Raw genomic sequence first — 18,302 nt, 5'->3', positions numbered from 1 at the left:
ATTTGGCAAGAAAGGGAGCGGGATGTAAAAGGGGGCATGTTCAGTTTTTCGACTCCCGACGTGTGGGATAAGATTAAAAATATCGAAAAGTCCTGCGAAGCGGCTCTTAAGTTGACCAGTCCCTGGACTGTTCCCTTGGAGCCGGCTCGAAATGTCCCCATTTTGCATCCAAAACAACACCCTCCTAAGAAGGGATTCTCTACCCCCGAGGGCCAGGCGCGCATGCTTCATGATCTGGCAAGCATTGAGCTTCAGGCGATGGAGTTAGGGGTTCGCACCTTGACCGAGTTTCCAGAGGCTCCAGAGGGGTTTCGTGAAGAATTGATGGCTGTGACGATTTCTGAAGCAGAACATTTAAGAATGTGTCTTGAGGGGATTGAATCCCTCGGTTTTAAGTGGGGAGACTGGCCGGTTCACTTAGCTCTTTGGCGCGCGGTCGGGCCTGAAGACAGTTTGTTAGATCGCATCTTGATTGTGCATCGCTATCTTGAAGGCAGTGGGCTGGATGCGGGGGATACTTTGATTCGCCGCCTTGAAGGAACGGCAGGAAAAGAAACCATTCAGAAAATTGTGAAACAAATTAATTTTGAAGAGATCGGCCATGTTGATTTTGGTTCTCGTTGGTATCGGGAAATTTGCAAAACCGATAAGCGCGATCCGGGTGTGGACTTTCCAGAACGCATGGATTCATTAAGGCAGCGTTTGCCCAAAAGGATTGAGCCTTTGAATAAAGACCTGCGTCTGAAGGCCGGCTTCACAGAGGCGGAGATTCAATATTTTGAAAATCTTCGTCAGGATTTCTTAAAACCTCGATAGATCAATCAAGGCTTTCGTCGTCTTCAAGGAAGCGCCATTTTCCTTCAGGGAGTTTACCCAAACGAAGGTTCCCCACGCGCACTCGTTTTAATCCCGTGACCTTAAGCCCCACCGCTTCGCACATGCGACGGATCTGACGTTTTTTTCCCTCGCGCAAGATAAAGCGCAATTGATCTTCGTTAATCCATTCGACCTTGGCTGGCTTCAAGGGTTTTCCATCCAAAGAGAGGCCGTGATTGAGAAGTTTTAATTTGTCGGCAGGGAGCTTTCCCTCTACGCGCACAATATACTCTTTTTCGATCTTAGATTCTTCGCCAATGATTTTTTTGGCGATACGACCATCTTGAGTAAACAACAAAAGCCCCTGGGAATCGATATCCAGTCGTCCGGCGACGGCAAGGCCCTGAAAATGTTCCGGGCGCAGTCGTTGTTTAGAGTCGCCAAATTGATTTTCCGGAGTAATCAGCTTTACGGCCGGTTGGTAAGGCGGTTCAGGTTGCGCAGAGACATAACCAATGGGTTTATTTAAAATGATGGTTGCCAAACGTTTTTGTTGTTTCAACGCTTGCGCCTCAAGAGTGATCTTGACGTTCGGATCTACTTTTGTGCCTAGTTGATCGATCTTGATCCCGTCCACTAGAACGAGGCCCTTAGAGATATACTCATCGGCTTCACGGCGTGAGCAGATGCCACGTTCGGCCATGAGTTTTGATAAACGTACTTTTTCTTCGCTCATAAGCGGATCTCCGTCCACAGTTGGTCCATTTCGTAAAGACGAAGAAAAGAAATATCTTTGTCAGAAAGGGAGTCAGTGAGTTTTTTAAAAAAATATAATGCGATATTTTCAGTCGTGGGGATAGTGCTTTTAAATTCCGGAATTTCAAAATTCAGATGCTCGTGATCTAAACGGTCCGTGAGACCTTTTAATAACTTTTGGTAGGAGTCTTTTTTTGTGGTCAGTTCTGAGTTCTTAATTATAAAGCCCACCTCTAAGACATAGTTATGGCCATGCCCGTAGGAAGTATGACAGCGACCAAAAGTGTCTCGATTTTTTGCCTCATCCCATTGTGGTTGGGAGTACAGGTGAGCGCTGCTAAAGGGGCTTTTTAAAGTTAAAATCATGTGAGGTTGATCCCGCCATCGACAGGAACCACCGCGCCGGTCGTCCAGCTTGAAAGTTCAGATCCAAAAAAATACGCAGCCCTTGCGACGTCCTCGGGAGTTCCGATGCGACCCAAGGGTTGCAGGGGCTTCATTTTTTCGAGAGCTTCCGTCTTCTTTTCGGGATCTAGGTTGTGAAAACTATGAATGGGGGTATCCACAATCCCGGGGCAAATGCAATTTGCGCGGATTTTGAATTCGCCCCCTTCATAAGCAAGACTTTGGGTCCAGTTCACCATGGCGGCCTTCATCGCCGCATAAGCGGAGGTAGGTCCCTGAGGACGAAGGCCTAAAGTGGAAGAAATATTTACGATGCTGCCTCCGCCGTGTTGTTTGAAGTAAGGGAAGAAAGCGCGTACGATCCGAACCGGACCTAAGAGGTTGACCTCAAACTGTCGCGTCCATATTTCATCAGACCCCTTTTCGGTGGAGTGAACATCATAGATGCCGGCGTTATTCACGATCACTTCTACGCGGTGGATTTTAGCGCTAAGAACTTCATCCAGGCGCTTATTTAGGGCGGGGAGATCTGTGATATCACACGAGACAATCGAGGCTCCTCCGCGACACTGAAGAGCGACCTCTTGAAGGCGTTCTTTATTTCGCCCCATGAGGTAAACGAAATATCCATTTTTTGAGTATTCAATGGCGGTGGCAGCGCCAATTCCACTGCTGGCGCCTGTAATAAGTGCGGCCTTTTTCATGAGGGGACTCTCCTGGTGTCTGGAACTCTGGACTTATGTTAGCAAAGGAGGGGGCCGAAGAGAAGTCATGTCCATGCGCGAAGCGTTTTCCATCGGTTTTAAGTATTTCTTTGTCGGCCTGATTCTATTTTCAGTCTTTTGGGCGCAACTTCCCTAAAACTAAAAAAGCCGGGATGGGGTCCCGGCTTTTAACGGATGAAATTTGAAATAAGAACGATTACGCCGCTTTTTTCGCCACGTAATGATAGTACTTCTTGTCAAAGTCAGGAGCCTTCATGCCTTCTTTGGTGATCAGGCCTGCTTTGAACCAGTCAAAGTGTTCTGCGCAGAAACCGGCTTTTTCAGATTTCTTTTTGCAGCCTTCGCCGCAGCAGCGAGCAGATTCAAGGGAAACAACGTTATTGGGAATTTGCTTTTCGAATTTTTTGTCAGCCATCTCTGTGACCTCCAGTTGAAATCTTAAGCTGGTTGATTGTCTTAAGACATAAGACTTATCGGAGGACACTTTAAGGACTTTAGAACTTTGAATAAAACTCGCCAAATCTCATTTTGAGACAAGGTGCAGCCTGATTTTGATGTGCCGTCTAGATGAGTTTCAGAAAGCGGCCAAGATCTATGGGCTTGGAGAAAAGATAGCCCTGACCATAGCGAGCTCCGAGGGTTTCAAGAACAAGGGATTCTTCGTTGTGTTCGATACCTTCGGCGATGATTTCGATATCCATGGCGTGAGCCAAGTGGATGATGGAACTGACAACGGCTTTTGATTTAGGATCTGAAAGAACCTTCATAACAAAAGAGCGGTCAATCTTAAGGAAGCTGATGGGCATCTGCGTGAGGTATTGGAGGCTTGAGAATCCCGTCCCGAAGTCGTCAATGGAAATAGCGTAACCCTGATTGCGGCATTGATTCAGGGCCTCTAAGGCGATGGCTCCATCCATCATAATTCTTTCGGTCATCTCAAGTTTGATATTCTTCGTTTGAATATCATGTTTTTCGCGCAAATCTTCCAAATTGTTCACAAAATCAGAGTGAGTGAATTGGCGCCCCGAGATATTAATGCTCATCATGAATTCGTCCGCCATCTTGTCTTTTTTGTTCAGACGAAGCTGATCTTGAATAGTACGAAGATCCTTCAGGGCCTGATTGATAATCCAATGGCCAATAGGAATCACCATGGAGGAGTTTTCAATAACATCGATAAATAAGTTCGGCGAAACCAAACCATGCATGGGGCTGTTCCAGCGAAGCAAGGCTTCGCACCCGGTGATCTGTTTGGTTTTTAAATTGACGATCGGCTGATAGAAAAGTTCAAATTCTTTATTCTGAAAAGCCTGGAAAATCTGATTTTCCAGTTTGATTTGATCGAGAGCGTTTTGGGTTCCATCGTCGCCAGCTCCAGAGTTATCAAACTCAATATCACTTGTTCGTGCTCCCACAGGAGAATTTGTCGTTTTGCGGCGCAGTCGCTTTAAAAGCACACGCATCAGGAGTTGTACAACTTTGTCGGCGGTGGAAACCCGCTCAAGCACTTGTTGCTTAGTGACGATAGCTAGGCGCACATCTTCCAGGGCTCGAACGCTCGCGGAGCGGCTTTGGGTGTCAATCAGAGCCATTTCTCCGAAAATTTCTCCCTCACCGAGAATCGTCAGGGGGATTTCTTCTTTGTCTTTGGTGATATAGACCAGAACTCGACCTTTTTCGATGATATAGGCGCAATCGCCTGCATCTCCTTCGCTAAAAATAATCTGATCTTTGTGAATATCGACGGACTGAGTTGCTGCGTTCATAGACTTTTATTCTAGGGTCGGGGGTGGAGGTTGGACAAGTCCAGCTGATTCATTTGATTCAGTTTCCAGCCCGTGAATTCAGGTTTAACCAGGATTGAAAAGTGAATCGCCCCCAATGGAATCATGAGATGATTCTTCATGAGATACTCAGCTCCCGCCAGGCACCATTTTTTTTGCTCCTGAGTCGTTTTTGCAAGGGCTAGTGAGGACAAAATGCCTTCGTACTCAGGAGATTTAATGCGCAAGTAATTCTCGGGATTTGTGGGGGCGAAGGTTTCTAAAGAAGATAAACACGTGGGGCGATCCGGCGACACGCCTTTTCGAAAAAGGGCTGGGGGTTCTTGCTGAAGAATTTGCAAGAAGATCTTGTTGTCCTTCACTTCTAAGTGAGTCTTAATGCCGGCGTTTTTTTGCCACTGATTCTGTAACCACTCGGTGGCTCTCTTATGATCTTCCCCGCCAAGAGCTGAAAACATCAGAGTGTAACTTTTTGTGTTTTTTAAGGACGGAACTTTCTTTAGATCAAAATCAAAACAAGGTGCATTTTTGGGAAACCAGGAGTCGGGAAGGCCGATGCAGCCAGGTCTTCCTTCAGAAGAAAAAATCTTCTGTAATTCGGCGTAGTTCAGAGAGTAAGTAAAAGCTTTGCGAAGGTCTTCTTGAGCGGCCAACTCGGGTCCGAATCCCAAATAATCCAGACGAGTGACTGGGAACCAATGAAAGTCTTTGTGGCTTTTATAGCGCGGAATAAACAGCGTCGGAAGCCGTCTTAGAAATTGAAGTTCATTTTTTTCATAGAGCTGCAATGCGACGGTATCTTCTTCGATAAAAAGAAACTCAATGAATGGTCTTTTGGGATGTCCGTCTTTATAAAGAGCATTGGGCTCAAGAATGATCTTTTGTCCCTTTTTCCACTCTTTGAGTTTGTAGGGTCCAGTAAAAGCAGTGAGATCTTCTTTTGTAGGAGCCAGAATTGAAGTGGCTAAGTTGTATTCAAATTCGGGGTCTGGTTTTTCGAATTCGAATTTCAGCGTCCACTTGTCGGGGGCAGAAACGCCCAAGGCGTCGACCCCCAGTTTTCCGCGGTAAATTTCTTCGGCATTTTTAATTTTGAACAGCAAGTCAGCTCTGGGGACTGAGTTTTTAGGAGAGAGTATTTTTTTGTATGTGCGAATAAAGTCGTCAGCGGTTAAAGGGGTTTTGTCACTCCAAACCAAGTCTTTTTTGAGAGTGCAGATGAGGTTTTGTTTTTTGTCGCGTTTGCATTCGCTCCCCAGGTCGGGAACAAGTCCCTTTTGGTCATCAAAGGTGAAGAAATTGCGATAGAGGTTGCCAAGAAGGTAGCTTGAAGAAGAGGTGCGTTGTTTGTTGGGATCAAGACCACTGGGTTCGTTAGAGAGGTGGAGGCGGAAGACTTTGTCCGCAGCATACGAAGAGGAGGCTATGGAAAGAAGGAGCGCAAGGATGAATTTCATGAGACAAGTGTAGCGTCTTGGGGGAGCGCTCTCAACGGAAAAACGTGTCTGTTAAGGTTCGTTGTTTGAATCCCGGATTGGAGGGCTCCTCAGGAGTGGAGAAAAGAAAGGGGGACGTTGTCCCCCTTTGCCTGCGTAAGAGTCACTCCGCAAAAAATTACTTATCCAATTCCATCTTTGCGATGGTCTGTAATTGCATATTTGTTGTGCCTTCATAGATCTGACCGATCTTCGCATCACGCCAGAATTTCTCTACAGGGTATTCTTTGGTGAAGCCGTTGCCGCCGAAAAGATCAATTGCTTTAGAGGTGATTTTCTCTGCCGCGCGAGAAGCATAAAGTTTCGCCATAGCTGCTGATTCAATGAAGTCTTGTCCTGCATCTTTCAAGCGAGCTGCGTTGTAAACCATCAAACGAGCCGCCTCGAGTTCCGTGCGCATTTCAGCTAATTGGAATTGAACACCTTGGAAGTGGGCGATAGGCTTTCCGAACTGCTCGCGTCCTTTGACGTAAGCCAGGGCCGCCTCGTAAGCACCTTGGGCAATACCGATCATTTGCGCACCGATGCCGATACGACCTTCGTTTAAAGTCTCAATCGCAATTTTATATCCCTTACCTACTTCGCCAAGAACATTGGCCTTAGGAACTTCGCAGTTTTCAAAAAGAAGTTCGGTGGTTGAAGAAGCGCGGATACCCAATTTGTCTTCTTTTTTGCCGACTTTGAAGCCTGGGAAAGATTTTTCTACGATGAAAGCTGTGATCCCTTTGTAGCCCTTAGAGTGGTCGATGTTAGCAAAAACGATGAAGACGTTGGCTTCTTTGCCGTTCGTGATCCAAAGTTTTGAACCATTCAAGACAAACTTGTCGCCTTTGTCTTCTGCTTTAAGTTTTAAAGCAAAGGCATCGGATCCAGAAGAAGATTCAGAAAGTGCGTAAGCGCCCACCCATTCCGAAGCCATTTTGCCGAGATATTTTTCTTTTTGAGCTTCAGTTCCCCACTTAAGGAAGGCGTTTGTGGTCAAAGTGTTTTGTACGTCAACCAAGACAGACACGGAGCCATCAACGCGGCCGATTTCTTCTACCGCCAAGCAAGCCATCGTGAATGTCGAACCTGCGCCACCCCATTTTTCAGGAGTTTCGATCCCCATCAAACCCATTTCAAAAAGCTTTTTTAGAATCTCAGGGTTTAGTTCCGCTTTTTCGTCCATGTGTGTCACATGAGGTTTAATTTCAGACTCAGCAAAAGCTCTGACAGCGTCGCGAAAAGCGGTTTCGTCTTCAGAAAGCATAGTGAGCGCCGGACGCGCATTCGTAGTATCAGACATAATTTTCCCTTCGATCGAGGGAGCATTAGGCGAGGTGGAGCTTTTGCGATGGACTTTGGGGAAGTTCCACCTCTCCTAATGCCCCCAGATTTTTGTTAAAGCGTTAGGTACGATGGGGGAGAAAATATCTGTTTCAAAGGATTTATTCAAGGCCTTGGAAAGACGAGAGCTTTTCTCTTAACGAGCTGTGTTACACTGATTGCACTTTAAATGTGCAAGTGTTTCGCCATACTAGACAAGGGTCTAGGTGTGATTTAGCGTGAGGTTGTATGGATATGATCGAGATTGGCGCCAAGATAGGCGTTTATTTTATTCCGTTTCTTTTTGCACTCTGTTTCCATGAGTACGCTCACGGTTGGGTGGCGCGTCGCCGTGGGGACAATACGGCAGAGGTCATGGGGCGTTTGACCATGAACCCTCTTGCGCACATGGATCTGATTGGAACGTTGATTCTTCCGTTGGTCTCCATCGTCTTGGCGACGCCGATCTTTTTTGGTTGGGCTAAGCCTGTTCCGGTCAACACGCGCAATCTTAAAAATCCTCGTGTGGATATGTTTTGGATTGCCTTGGCGGGGCCTGTTTCGAACATTTTGCTGGCGATCATTGGAGCCTTTTTGATTGCACTGGTTGCAAAATATTTTATGGCAGCAAACTATGCGAGCGGGCTTATTGAGATTTTGAAAACCTTTATTGTGACGAATTTGTTTTTAGCGGTTTTTAATATTCTTCCTCTCCACCCTTTGGATGGTGGAAAAGTGTTAGCTCGTTTTCTTCCTGCCCAGATCAATTATAAGTTGGAACAAAACGAACATATCACCAGTATGATTTTGATGGCTTTGGTATTGACGGGAGTCTTGCGTGTTCTCGCTGTGCCCGTGATCTGGAGTTATAACCAGCTTGTGACTTTGGCTTTGGGAGGTTTTGGGCTATGAGTTCTGAGGTAACTCCTGCGACGACGCGTAAACTTCGTGTGATGTCTGGAATGCGTGTGACGGGACGCCTTCACATTGGTCACTACTGGGGGACGTTGCAGAACTGGACAAAACTTCAAGACGAATATGAATGCTTTTTCGGAGCGATGGATTGGCACGGGATGACCACGGCCTACAAGTCTCCCAAAGAGATCGCGCCCTGGACACGTGAGATGATCGCAGAGTTTATTGCTTGGGGAGTAGATCCTGAGAAGGTGACCTTGTTTGTACAAAGTCGCGTTCCTGAGCATTTAGAACTTTTTATGATTTTTGCAAATATGATTCCGATGGGATGGCTTGAGAGAGTGAACACCTGGAAAGACGCCATCGAGGAGATGAAGGCGAATGACACCCATAATCTGGGTCGTTTTGCGTATCCTGTTCTTCAGGCGGCAGATATTGCGATTTATCGTGCACAAAAAGTTCCCGTGGGAGCAGATCAGGTTTCTCACTTGGAATTGGCTCGTGAAATCGTGCGTCGTTTTAATCATCTTTATAAAGCCAAACTTCCCGAGATGTCTCCGCTTTTAACGGAGATTCCTTTGGTGCCAGGTTTGGACGGACGAAAGATGTCAAAGTCTTACGGGAATACTCTTTATTTGACCGAGGACTCTGAAAAAGATGTTAAGAAAAAAGTGAATTTGATGGTGACGGATCCAGCGCGTGTCAGACGTGAAGATCCGGGAGAGCCGACAAAATGTTCTGTCTATGGATATCACAAACTTTACTCGACGGCAGAGGATCTGCAGTGGGTGGAGGAAGGGTGTCGCAGCGCTGGAATTGGCTGTGGGGACTGTAAAGGCCGCCTTGCAGCAAATATCGAAAAACTTTCTCAGGGACCTCGAGAAAAGAAAAAAGAATTGTTGAATAATCCAGGTCTGCTTGATTCAATCATCGACGCAGGATGCGAAAAGGCACGCAAGGAAGCTCAGAAGACTTTGGAAATAGTGCGTTCTAATATGAAGTGGTAGAGGGGACCGTCTTTCATGAGTATTACAGTACAGTTGCCTAAATTCGAAGGACCCTTGGGGCTTCTTCTTTATCTAATTCGTAAAGAAGAGATGGATATCATGGATATTAAAATCCATGAGATCACCAAGCAGTACCTTGATTATATCAAGTTGATGAAAGAACTTGATCTGGAAGTGGCCGGCGAATTTGTCGCTATGGCATCGACCTTGATTCAAATTAAGTCCCGTATGCTTCTTCCTCAGTACGATGAAAATGGGGAAATCGTTGAAAATGAAGATCCTCGTAAAGAGCTCGTCCAGAAACTTCTTGAATACCAAAAGTATCAAGAGGCGGCGAAACTTCTTTATGAACGTCCTTTGGTGGGGCGTGATGTTTGGTTGCGTGGAAGTCGAGAGTCTCTAGATCAAAAAGAAGAAGAAATCGTTCTTGAAGACAATGCTCTTTTTTCTTTGATTTCAAGTTATCGTAAGATGCTTCGTTCTGTGAAAAAGAAAGTGCATCAGGTTGCAGCCAAAGCGCAATCTATTGCCAGTCGTATTTTGGAAATCAAAGATCGTTTGGTCGTGGGTCAGAAGGTCACTTTGATGGATTTGGTCTCGGCAACGGAAGATCGCGCTCGTCAGGTTCTGATTACTTTCTTGTCTTTGTTAGAGCTTGGAAAAATGGGTTTCGTCGGTCTTTACCAGTCAGAGCCTTATTCGGACATCTGGGTGGACTCAAAAAAAGTCATTGAGACGGATGTCTTGTCTCGTGTGGAAGAATATGACTCCATGAGAGCGGATGAAGTGGCCGAGAAGATGATGGAAGAATCTAAAAAGATTGAAGCCGACGAAGATTTCTTGCTTGCTGATGCTGAGGATCGCCTGGAAGACGGCGGCAATCAGATGCAGATGGATCTGGGCGTTGATTTCGTCGAAGAAGCCGGCAATGAGGCGGCGACTGATGACGAAATTCTGGCTGCTGAAAATGAATTATTTAAAGATGACGTGACGGAAGTTTAAGAGGGGACCATGTCAGAAGAAAAAGATGAATTGATGAACGAAGAATTAGATCACTCTGAAGTGGATACTCAAGAGTCAGAAGAAAGTTTTTCTGAATCAGACGTTGAAACTGAGTCCTCCGTGTTCCTTCAAGAGGAAGAAGAATCTGAAGGCTTCCTTCCTGAGGTTAGTGAAGAAGAAGTTGAAAGTTTGGAAATGTCCTCAGAGGACGAGGTTTCTGTTGAAGGAACTGAGCTTGATAATTTCGATTCCGCCGAGATTGAGGAAGTGGAGTTTGTTGAAGAAGAGCGTCTTGAAAGTATCGTTGAAAGCGTTCTTTTCGCCAGTGATCGTCCTGTCAGTTTGGCGTCTTTAAAACTTCTTTTTAAGGGAACGAACGTTCGTGGTGATAAAATTCGCAGAGCCCTGGATCAGTTGGCTGTGGAATACGCTGGCGGACGCCGTGGTGTCACTTTGGAAGAAGTTCCAGGTGGTTATCAACTGCGCACCAAGATCGACAATATGGAGTTCTTGAAACGCACGCTGAAGACTCGCCAATTTAAGTTGTCTGGACCTGCCTTGGAAGTTTTGTCCATCGTGGCTTACAAGCAACCTACTGTTAAAAATGAAGTTGATGAAATTCGCGGCGTAGAATCTGGCCACTTATTGCGGGCTTTGATGGAAAAGAACCTGGTTTGTTTTGAAGGGAAGTCTGAACTTCCTGGTCGTCCGATGCAGTATGGAACAACGAAGAAGTTCCTCGAGATTTTCGGATTGAGAAGTTTGAAAGAGCTTCCGACTTTATCACAAATTGATGAGCTTCTTCCGGAAGGAATTGACGAAGAACAAGCTGAAGAAAAACCAACTTTGGCGTCCATCACAGATTCTCTTTCTGAGAATGTGGCGATGGGATCTTATTCTCAAGGTGAAGAAGAGCTGATGAAGATCCAGGAACAACTGGAAGAAATCACCACGACCACGAATTTCTTTGAAGAAGAAAAGCGCCGTCAGGCGGAAAAACGTGATCAAGAGCGCGCTCAAAATATCCGTGATGCCTTGGCGTTTGGAGAGCCGGTCTCCACTCGTGATGCCAACTGGTTGAAGAAGTACGATGAGGCTTTAGCGGCCGGCACGACTTTAGTAGCTATCGCGGCTGAGAAAAAAGCGGCCTTTATGAAGACAGGTTCCGCCAATGTTGAAGGTGGAGAACCGGTGGAAGCCTCTGCGGAAGCGGCTGGCACTGAAGAGGGAACTGAAGAGATTTCCGACGAGGTTACAGAGGCGATCGAAGCTTTTGATAACGACGAGGATCTAGAGCAGGCTTCTGATGATCAGCTTTTTGCTGATGGTGATGAAGAGTCTTCTGAAGATGAAGAATTACCCTTCTTAGGTGAGGCTGACGACATTGATGAAGAAGGTGAAACTTCTGTTTAAGACTCTTCTGAGTCTGTGGATTGTATATAATATCTTTACGATGATGGTGATGCCCAATGTAGGAGCCTACTTTGGGCGCACTACTTCGCGTTTCATAGTTCCCTACGCTAACTCCATAGGCTTGAACGCCAGTTGGAATTTCTTTTCTCCGGATCCAGCACATACAATGTATATCCGCTACCTGATTCGTTATCAGGATCCCGAGGGTAATGAAGTTAAAGAGCCCATTGAGGGCTTTTTTCCCGCCGAAAAAAATAAGGGTGTTCTTTCCGGAGAACGCAAAAGAGAACTCTACGTCATGCGCTTTATGGTTATAGACCCTAAACGTCTTCGTCTGCTGTTTGGTCCGTGGTTATGTCGGCAGTATCCCGGCGCCACCTCGGTTGAAATGGAGCATGTTGTGGAAACAGTTCCGACCTTGGATCAAGTTGTGACCTTAAAGGATGAGGCCGTTCAGGATTTATCTCGAGAGCTTCAAGTGACGCGTGAGTCGACTTCTTGCGTGGGTGGAACAGACGAGGAAGCTCTATGAAAAAGATCTGGGAAAAATGGGATCAGTTTTGGTTTGGCCCACAGAATCTTTTAGGGCTTGCCTTCATGCGGGTCTTGCTGTGTGGAACCATGTTCTACATGTATCTGGGGCGAGTTTTTAATATCCAGTATTATTCGGATAGTAGCTGGATCTCTAAGGCCATGGCTTTGGAGGTGATGCAGGATCTTTACCGTCCTCCATTCTTATGGAGTGTGTGGCCGGACTCCTGGAATCTATCCATGCACATCTTGTTGGTGGTCTTGTTGGGGCTCCTCACTTTGGGAATCGGCGGGCGTTGGATCATGTGGCTGGCATGGGTGATTGATGCTGGTTTCATTCAACGAAATTATGCAGTGAATTTTGGGGCGGATATTATTGCCGCGCTTTTTTTGTTTTATATGTCCTTTACCCAGTCTTGTGAGCGCTTGAGTATTTTGAATCTCTTTCGCAACAAGAAAGTGAATTTTAAGCCTTCCGACACGTTAAGTTCGCTGATGATTCGCATGATGCAGGTTCAAATCAGCGTCATATACGCTTACACGGGGTGGGAGAAGTTAAAAGGGGGCAGTTGGTGGGATGGAACGGCCTTATGGAGTGTGATGGCCAATCCGCAGATGACCACCATGGACTTCTCTTTTTTGCGGATGGTCCCGTGGGTGATTCCCATTGTGGCGTATGTGACTATACTTTTTGAGGTGTATTTCCCGGTGATGGTGGCCTGGCCAAAAACGAGAAATGCGTGGTTGATCATGGGAGTCTTATTCCATGCTGGCATTGGTATTTTCATGGGGCTGGCACCATTTGCAACCACCATGGTTTCGACGTACTTTCTTTTTCTAGATCCCTGTATCTTGGAACAAAAGGTGGTTTCGACGGTCGGAGCGGTCCTGAAAGGTCGTAATTGAGACTTTTATGTCTCAAAACTAGACTCTGCTCAAAAACTGATTTAGCTCTACGGCGGCCTCATTTATCCTATAAGAGTGGGGGATCTTTATGAAATCTTCAGCTTTCAGATTGATGGCGGTGTTGGGTATGCTTTTAATGGGAGTCGCTTGTACTCCGATTAATGGAAACTCCTTGTTGACGAATCAGAAAGACGATCCCTCCACCTATGAGGTTAATAAAACACCAAAATCGGAAGAACTGTATTTGAAGGTCTATAACCCGACTGTGAATACGACGGCAGCTATGTCAAAAGCAGAGGTCTCGGGGGAATGTTATGTGTCGACCTATCCCAAACATGAGATTGTGGCTTTAGAAAATGGGTCACAACTGGAGATTTTAGATCTGAACACAGCCACCGATGTGAATAGTAATGTGGCGACCTGTAAGAACGGAAAGTTTAACTTGGCGATTAAGACATCAAATTTAGCGGCAGGCGTTCATTCTGTTCGATTTGTGTTACAGGCTTATGATGCTGATAACGTGGTTGTGACGAATGATGTTCAGGGTGCGAGTGCTATCACCCTCACAAAATGATGTTGAAATCATTTTTAAGTTTGCTCTTCGCCTCTTGGTCTTTCTTCTCAAAAATCAGGGTGTCTTTAAGTCGTAAATCACGAATGAATTCAGCGCGACGGTGAAGAGGAATGTCATTTCCAGTGACCGTCGTGAATGTTGAGTTGAAGGGTGTCTTAAGCAGAATTTTCTCCTGGTGCTCGGCAGCGCTGAGCGTGGTGAGAACATCAAGAGCAAGATCTTTATTGGATGAAGTCATGGGGATTGTAGCGCCCCAAATCAGCAAAGCACTGAGTTGTGGTAAAGAGGAGTCTTTAGAATCTTCCTTGAGTGGGCCTTCAAGGGCGCCCTCAGCTTCTTTCTTCTGGTTAATTTGATCCAGTTGTAATGTGAGTATCTTCTTTTGAGAGACTAAATCTAAAATGCCCTGTTCTTTCCAGAGTTGAAAGTGCTTCAGCAAAAGATCTTCATCGGCCAGAAGGAAAAGAGTGGTCTCTTTTTTATTTTTAAGAAAATCGACAAAACTTCCAGTGTCGGGGGTTTTTATTCCCGTCTTCATCCAATAAAAGGGAAGAAAATAAAATCCTTCTTGAGGTTGAGCCCCCAAAAAGTCAGAGGCGACGCGAAGCTGGAGCTCTTTTCCAGGTCCTGAAATATCCGCCAAGAGGCCTTGTCGCGCCAAAGTTTGTGCCCAAAAGGAGGGGAGAAAGATCAAGTCCACGCCAGGGCTGGCGACGGTGTTGGCTAAGATCGCATCCCAATCGCGAGTGACAGTGACGGAAAACTTAACATGAAGTTCTTCTTCAAGTTCTTCGCGAAGTTCCGCAGGAAAGAAGATTTCGTCCGTGGTCAAAATTTGAATTTTTTGAGGACTGGAAAAGTAGCTTCGCGAAAGACCTTGGGGCAGGACTCCGTGAAGAAATCCTACCCCCATACAAACTAGAAAAAAGAAAACCCAAAAAAAAGTGTTTTTCACCTAGAACGTTTCGTCGAAGGAAACTGCCCCACTTACGCCCACTTGGTAAGCGGAAACTCTTCTTTCAAAGAAGTTTGCAAGCTCTTGCATGTCTTGGAGTTCCATGAAAGAGAACGGATTCTTCACGTTGTAGCGAGGAGCAATGTTCAAGCTTTCAAGACGTTGATCCGCACAGTACTCAAGATACTGTCTCATGTCTTTTGGTGAAAGACCTGCGACACCCAAGTGAAGAACGTCATTTGCAAATTCCATTTCACACTCAATAGCGTCTTCAAGCATTTGAGTGACCATGTCTTCCATTTGAGAGTTGAAAAGATCTGGCTCTTCTTTGCGAGCCGTCTTGATAACTTCCATAGCGAAGGTCATGTGCATGGATTCATCGCGGAAGACCCAGTTTGTTCCAGAGGCGAGACCTGCCAAAAGACCTTTTGAACGTAAGAAATATACATAGGCAAAAGCAGCATAGAAGAACAAACCTTCCACACAAGTTGCAAAGCAGATCAGGTTCATCAAGAAGCGGCGACGATCTTCTTTTGTTTTAAGAGTGTCGAGTGTGTTGATGGAGTCGATCCATTTAAAACAGAAATCAGCCTTCTTTTTGATAGAAGGAATATTTTCGATTGCGGAAAAAGCTTCGGCTCTTTCGTCGGGATTCGGAATGTAAGTATCCAACAATGTGAGGTAGAACTGCACGTGCAGAGCTTCTTCATAAAGTTGACGTGATAAGTACATACGTCCTTCAGGAGAATTGACGTGTTTGTAAAGGTTCAACACAAGATTGTTCCCAACGATAGAGTCTCCGGTTGCAAAGAAAGCAACTAAGCGTGAAATCAAATGTCTTTCCGCGGGAGTCAATTTTGTGTGAAGATCAACAAGGTCTGTTGAAAAATCCACTTCATCAACAGTCCATGTGTTTTTGATGCCGTTTTTGTACATTTCGTAAAAAACGGGGTATTTCATGGGGCGTAAAGTCAAATCAAAGCCAGGATCTAGAATCATAAAAATCTCCAAAAAGTAAAAACGTACTTAAGTCGTCCAGGGCCCCGCAGGGCCCTGGGGTCCGGGCACTATTGGCAAGCTTCGCAAGCCTCTGGGTTTTCCAAAGAGCAAGCTATGACTTCAGCATCTGTATATGTTTTCGCCGGCGCTGCTTCTTGTGTCGGTGCAACAGGTGTCGCCGGCGCTGCATCCATACTGTTGCCTGAAGCATTTGTGATTCCTGCGAATCCACTAGTGCCTTTCACAGTCGTTTTAGCAATCTTCGTCGCAGGACGTGAACGCAAGTAATAAGTGGTTTTTACACCTTTCTTCCATGCGTACATGTACATTGAAGACACTTTACCGATCGTAGGGCTTTCCATGAATAAATTCAAAGATTGCGCTTGATCGATGTAAGCGCCGCGATCTGCAGCCATATCGATCAAAGACTTCATCGGGATTTCCCAAACGGTGCGGTACAACTCTTTCAATTGAGGAGGAATTGCCGCTACGTCTTGGATTGAGCCATCGTGCATTTTGATTTCATTGCGCAGGTCTTCGTTCCAAAGGTTTAAGGCCTTGAGGTCGGACACCAAGTACTTATTGATTTGCATGAATTCACCCGAAAGTGTTTCACGTTTGAACAAGTTAGAAACTTGAGGTTCGATAGCCTCGTAACATCCCACGATGGATGCGATCGTTGCTGTTGGCGCAATCGCAATCATCAAAGAGTTTCTCAAGCCATGCTTTTTAATGCGTTCTTTGAGTTTTTCAAAACGCTCTGGTTGAGAGGGAGTTACGCCCCAAAGATCGTACTGTAACAGGCCTTTAGCTGCCTTTGTTTGTTCGTAAGCGCCGTGAGGTCCGTATTTTTCAGCCAGCTCACAAGATGTCAGAAGAGCATTGTAATAGATCTCTTCTTGGATTTTTGCAGACAAATCACGAGCCGCCGCAGAGTCAAAAGGAAGCTTCAATTGGAAGAAAGCATCCTGAAGACCCATAACACCCAAACCAACAGGACGCCATTTGTGGTTGGAGTCTTGAGCTGTCTGAATAGGGTAGAAGTTGATATCAACAACGCGGTCCAAATACTTCACTGCAGCGCGAACGGACTGCGCAAGCTTTTCAAAGCTAAACTGACCATTTTCAATGTGTCGACCTAAGTTAACAGAACCAAGGTTGCAAACGGCGGTTTCTTTGTTGGAGGTGACTTCCAAAATCTCTGTGCAAAGATTTGAAAGATGAATCACATTTCCAGCTTCACCTGTTTGGTTGGCCTTCATGTTCGCAGCATCTTTAAACGTCATCCAGCCATTACCAGTTTGCGCCAAAGTCTTCATCATGCGTGAATAAAGATCACGGGCTTTGATTTGCTTAACATAAAGTTTATTCGCCTCAGCTTCAGCGTAAGCCGCCTCAAACTCAGGGCCGTAGGTGTCCACAAAGTGCGGAACCGTGCGAGGATCGAACAAAGACCACATGCCATCTGTTTCCACGCGCTTCATGAACAAATCTGGAACCCAGTTTGCCAAGTTCAGATTGTGCGTGCGTTTTGCTTCGTCACCTGTGTTGTCGCGAAGTTCAAGGAACTCCTCGATATCCGCGTGCCAAGTTTCAAGGTAGACGCAAGCTGCACCTTTACGCTTACCACCTTGGTTGACGGCGGCAACAGAGGAATCCATTGTTTTAAGCCAAGGAATGATGCCATTAGAGTGGCCATTAGTTCCTTTGATCAAAGAGCCACGAGAACGAACGCGAGAATAAGCAACCCCAATACCACCGGCAAATTTTGAAAGAAGGGCGATGTCAGTGTATTTGTCATAAATAGCTCTCAAGTCGTCTTCAGGAGAATCGAGGAGGTAGCAAGAAGACATTTGAGGACGGGTCGTTCCAGAATTGAACAAAGTTGGTGTCGAAGCCATGTAGTCGTGAGAGGAGATCAAGCGATAGAACTCAATAGCTTCTTCAATTGTTTGTGCTAAACCGCAAGCCACGCGCATAAAGAAGTACTGAGGTGTCTCAAATACTTGGCGGGAAGTTGGGTTTTTAAGAAGGTAACGATCGTAAACGGTTCTAAGTCCGAAATATTCAAATCGGTCTGTACGATAAGGCTCAATAGCCGCACAAAGAGCGGCTTTGTTTGTCTCTACAAACTTATAAGTTGTTTCAGAGAGAAGACCTGCAGAAAAACCGAAAGAGACAGAATCAGCAAAAGACTGGATCTTTTGGGAACGAACTTCCTCATCAATATAGATGGAAAGAAGGCGAGCAGCCAAACGAGAGTATTCAGGTTCTTCACCGATAAGCAAAGACGCTGTTTGAATGCAAAGATTATCAAGCTCGTTTGTTGTAGCTCCATCATAAAGGCCGCTAATTGCTTTCGTAGCAACACGGAGTGGGTCTACTTGCGTAAGCCCCTGACAATTTCTAGTTACGCGTTCAACGATCTTCGTGACGTCAACCGGCTCTAGTGTGCCATCCCTTTTTTTAACTCTCATGATGTGAGCTGTTGTTTCCAACATGGTGTATCCCCTCTGCCCCGTTCCGTTTGGGCAAAAAAATCCCCGCCCCGATTTTTCACCCCTCGTAAAAAATCAGGCCGTGGTTTAATATATAAATGTGTGTTATTTGAGAGACTGAGTTGCTAATTCTTAGCTGTTGGTCCTGGTGAACCCCCTTTAGTTGCCGTCAGATTCTCTTTCAGCAGACCCCTATATCTAGGGGTGTCTTCTAG

18 protein-coding genes are annotated in these 18,302 nt (G+C 45.8%); 8 read left to right on the top strand and 10 right to left on the bottom strand.

What is annotated here, in order from left to right; all coding sequences use genetic code 11:
- The first annotated feature begins 36 nt into the window (after positions 1-36).
- Positions 37-816 (top strand): DUF455 family protein, encoded by a 780-nt coding sequence (locus tag ACM64D_RS01695; RefSeq protein WP_415061451.1) that lies wholly within the window; start codon positions 37-39, stop codon positions 814-816.
- Position 817: 1 nt separating this feature from the next.
- On the opposite strand, the gene ACM64D_RS01690 is transcribed toward ACM64D_RS01695, so the two are convergent.
- The 7 genes from ACM64D_RS01690 to ACM64D_RS01660 form a co-directional block, all read right to left on the bottom strand.
- A complete protein-coding gene (locus ACM64D_RS01690; RefSeq protein ID WP_415061450.1) occupies positions 818-1,552 on the bottom strand; it encodes a pseudouridine synthase in 735 nt (244 codons plus the stop codon).
- Complete coding sequence (locus tag ACM64D_RS01685) at positions 1,549-1,938, bottom strand: 6-carboxytetrahydropterin synthase (RefSeq protein WP_415061449.1); 390 nt, start codon at positions 1,936-1,938, stop codon at positions 1,549-1,551. The genes ACM64D_RS01690 and ACM64D_RS01685 overlap by 4 nt, the downstream gene beginning before the upstream one ends.
- Positions 1,935-2,681 (bottom strand): SDR family NAD(P)-dependent oxidoreductase, encoded by a 747-nt coding sequence (locus ACM64D_RS01680; RefSeq protein WP_415061448.1) that lies wholly within the window; start codon positions 2,679-2,681, stop codon positions 1,935-1,937. The genes ACM64D_RS01685 and ACM64D_RS01680 overlap by 4 nt, the downstream gene beginning before the upstream one ends.
- A gap of 217 nt (positions 2,682-2,898) precedes the next feature.
- Positions 2,899-3,117, bottom strand: coding sequence for a hypothetical protein (locus ACM64D_RS01675; protein ID WP_340591654.1), 219 nt, complete (start codon positions 3,115-3,117; stop codon positions 2,899-2,901).
- A 148-nt stretch (positions 3,118-3,265) separates the two neighbouring features.
- Positions 3,266-4,468, bottom strand: coding sequence for an EAL domain-containing protein (locus tag ACM64D_RS01670; protein WP_415061447.1), 1,203 nt, complete (start codon positions 4,466-4,468; stop codon positions 3,266-3,268).
- Positions 4,469-4,479: 11 nt separating this feature from the next.
- Positions 4,480-5,943 (bottom strand): peptide ABC transporter substrate-binding protein, encoded by a 1,464-nt coding sequence (locus ACM64D_RS01665; protein WP_415061446.1) that lies wholly within the window; start codon positions 5,941-5,943, stop codon positions 4,480-4,482.
- Between the two features lie 157 nt (positions 5,944-6,100).
- Positions 6,101-7,267, bottom strand: coding sequence for an acyl-CoA dehydrogenase (locus ACM64D_RS01660; protein ID WP_415061445.1), 1,167 nt, complete (start codon positions 7,265-7,267; stop codon positions 6,101-6,103).
- A gap of 269 nt (positions 7,268-7,536) precedes the next feature.
- On the opposite strand from ACM64D_RS01660, the gene ACM64D_RS01655 reads away from it, so the two are divergent.
- The 7 genes from ACM64D_RS01655 to ACM64D_RS01625 all read left to right on the top strand — a co-directional run bounded on the left by ACM64D_RS01655 (position 7,537) and on the right by ACM64D_RS01625 (position 13,635).
- Entirely contained in the window at positions 7,537-8,199 is a 663-nt protein-coding gene (locus tag ACM64D_RS01655; protein WP_415061444.1) for a site-2 protease family protein, read from the top strand.
- Positions 8,196-9,209, top strand: a complete 1,014-nt coding sequence (gene trpS / locus ACM64D_RS01650) for a tryptophan--tRNA ligase (RefSeq protein WP_415061443.1) — start codon at positions 8,196-8,198, stop codon at positions 9,207-9,209. The genes ACM64D_RS01655 and trpS overlap by 4 nt, the downstream gene beginning before the upstream one ends.
- 15 nt (positions 9,210-9,224) lie before the next feature.
- On the top strand, positions 9,225-10,211 hold the full coding sequence (locus ACM64D_RS01645) for a segregation and condensation protein A (RefSeq protein ID WP_415061442.1): 987 nt from the start codon (positions 9,225-9,227) through the stop codon (positions 10,209-10,211).
- 9 nt (positions 10,212-10,220) lie between these two features.
- A complete protein-coding gene (scpB, locus tag ACM64D_RS01640; protein ID WP_415061441.1) occupies positions 10,221-11,624 on the top strand; it encodes an SMC-Scp complex subunit ScpB in 1,404 nt (467 codons plus the stop codon).
- Positions 11,599-12,156, top strand: a complete 558-nt coding sequence (locus tag ACM64D_RS01635; RefSeq protein WP_415061440.1) for a hypothetical protein — start codon at positions 11,599-11,601, stop codon at positions 12,154-12,156. Before scpB ends, ACM64D_RS01635 begins: the two co-directional genes overlap by 26 nt.
- Entirely contained in the window at positions 12,153-13,061 is a 909-nt protein-coding gene (locus ACM64D_RS01630; RefSeq protein ID WP_415061439.1) for an HTTM domain-containing protein, read from the top strand. Before ACM64D_RS01635 ends, ACM64D_RS01630 begins: the two co-directional genes overlap by 4 nt.
- A gap of 88 nt (positions 13,062-13,149) precedes the next feature.
- The gene (locus ACM64D_RS01625) at positions 13,150-13,635 is read left to right on the top strand and encodes a hypothetical protein (protein ID WP_415061438.1); all 486 of its coding nucleotides are present in this window, start codon (positions 13,150-13,152) and stop codon (positions 13,633-13,635) included.
- Here the strand turns inward: ACM64D_RS01625 and ACM64D_RS01620 are convergent.
- The 3 genes from ACM64D_RS01620 to ACM64D_RS01610 form a co-directional block, all read right to left on the bottom strand.
- Complete coding sequence (locus ACM64D_RS01620; protein WP_415061437.1) at positions 13,625-14,548, bottom strand: hypothetical protein; 924 nt, start codon at positions 14,546-14,548, stop codon at positions 13,625-13,627. The two genes, ACM64D_RS01625 and ACM64D_RS01620, sit on opposite strands and share 11 nt — an antisense overlap.
- A gap of 42 nt (positions 14,549-14,590) precedes the next feature.
- Complete coding sequence (locus ACM64D_RS01615) at positions 14,591-15,589, bottom strand: ribonucleotide-diphosphate reductase subunit beta (protein ID WP_415061436.1); 999 nt, start codon at positions 15,587-15,589, stop codon at positions 14,591-14,593.
- A gap of 68 nt (positions 15,590-15,657) precedes the next feature.
- Complete coding sequence (locus ACM64D_RS01610) at positions 15,658-18,090, bottom strand: ribonucleoside-diphosphate reductase subunit alpha (protein WP_415061435.1); 2,433 nt, start codon at positions 18,088-18,090, stop codon at positions 15,658-15,660.
- Between the last annotated feature and the right edge of the window lie 212 nt (positions 18,091-18,302).

It is taken from the genome of Bdellovibrio sp. (assembly GCF_047637665.1).
Taxonomy (GTDB): Bacteria; Bdellovibrionota; Bdellovibrionia; order Bdellovibrionales; family Bdellovibrionaceae; genus Bdellovibrio.
The sequence above is the reverse complement of the archived record's forward strand: the minus strand, read 5'-3'. Positions and strand labels throughout refer to the sequence as shown.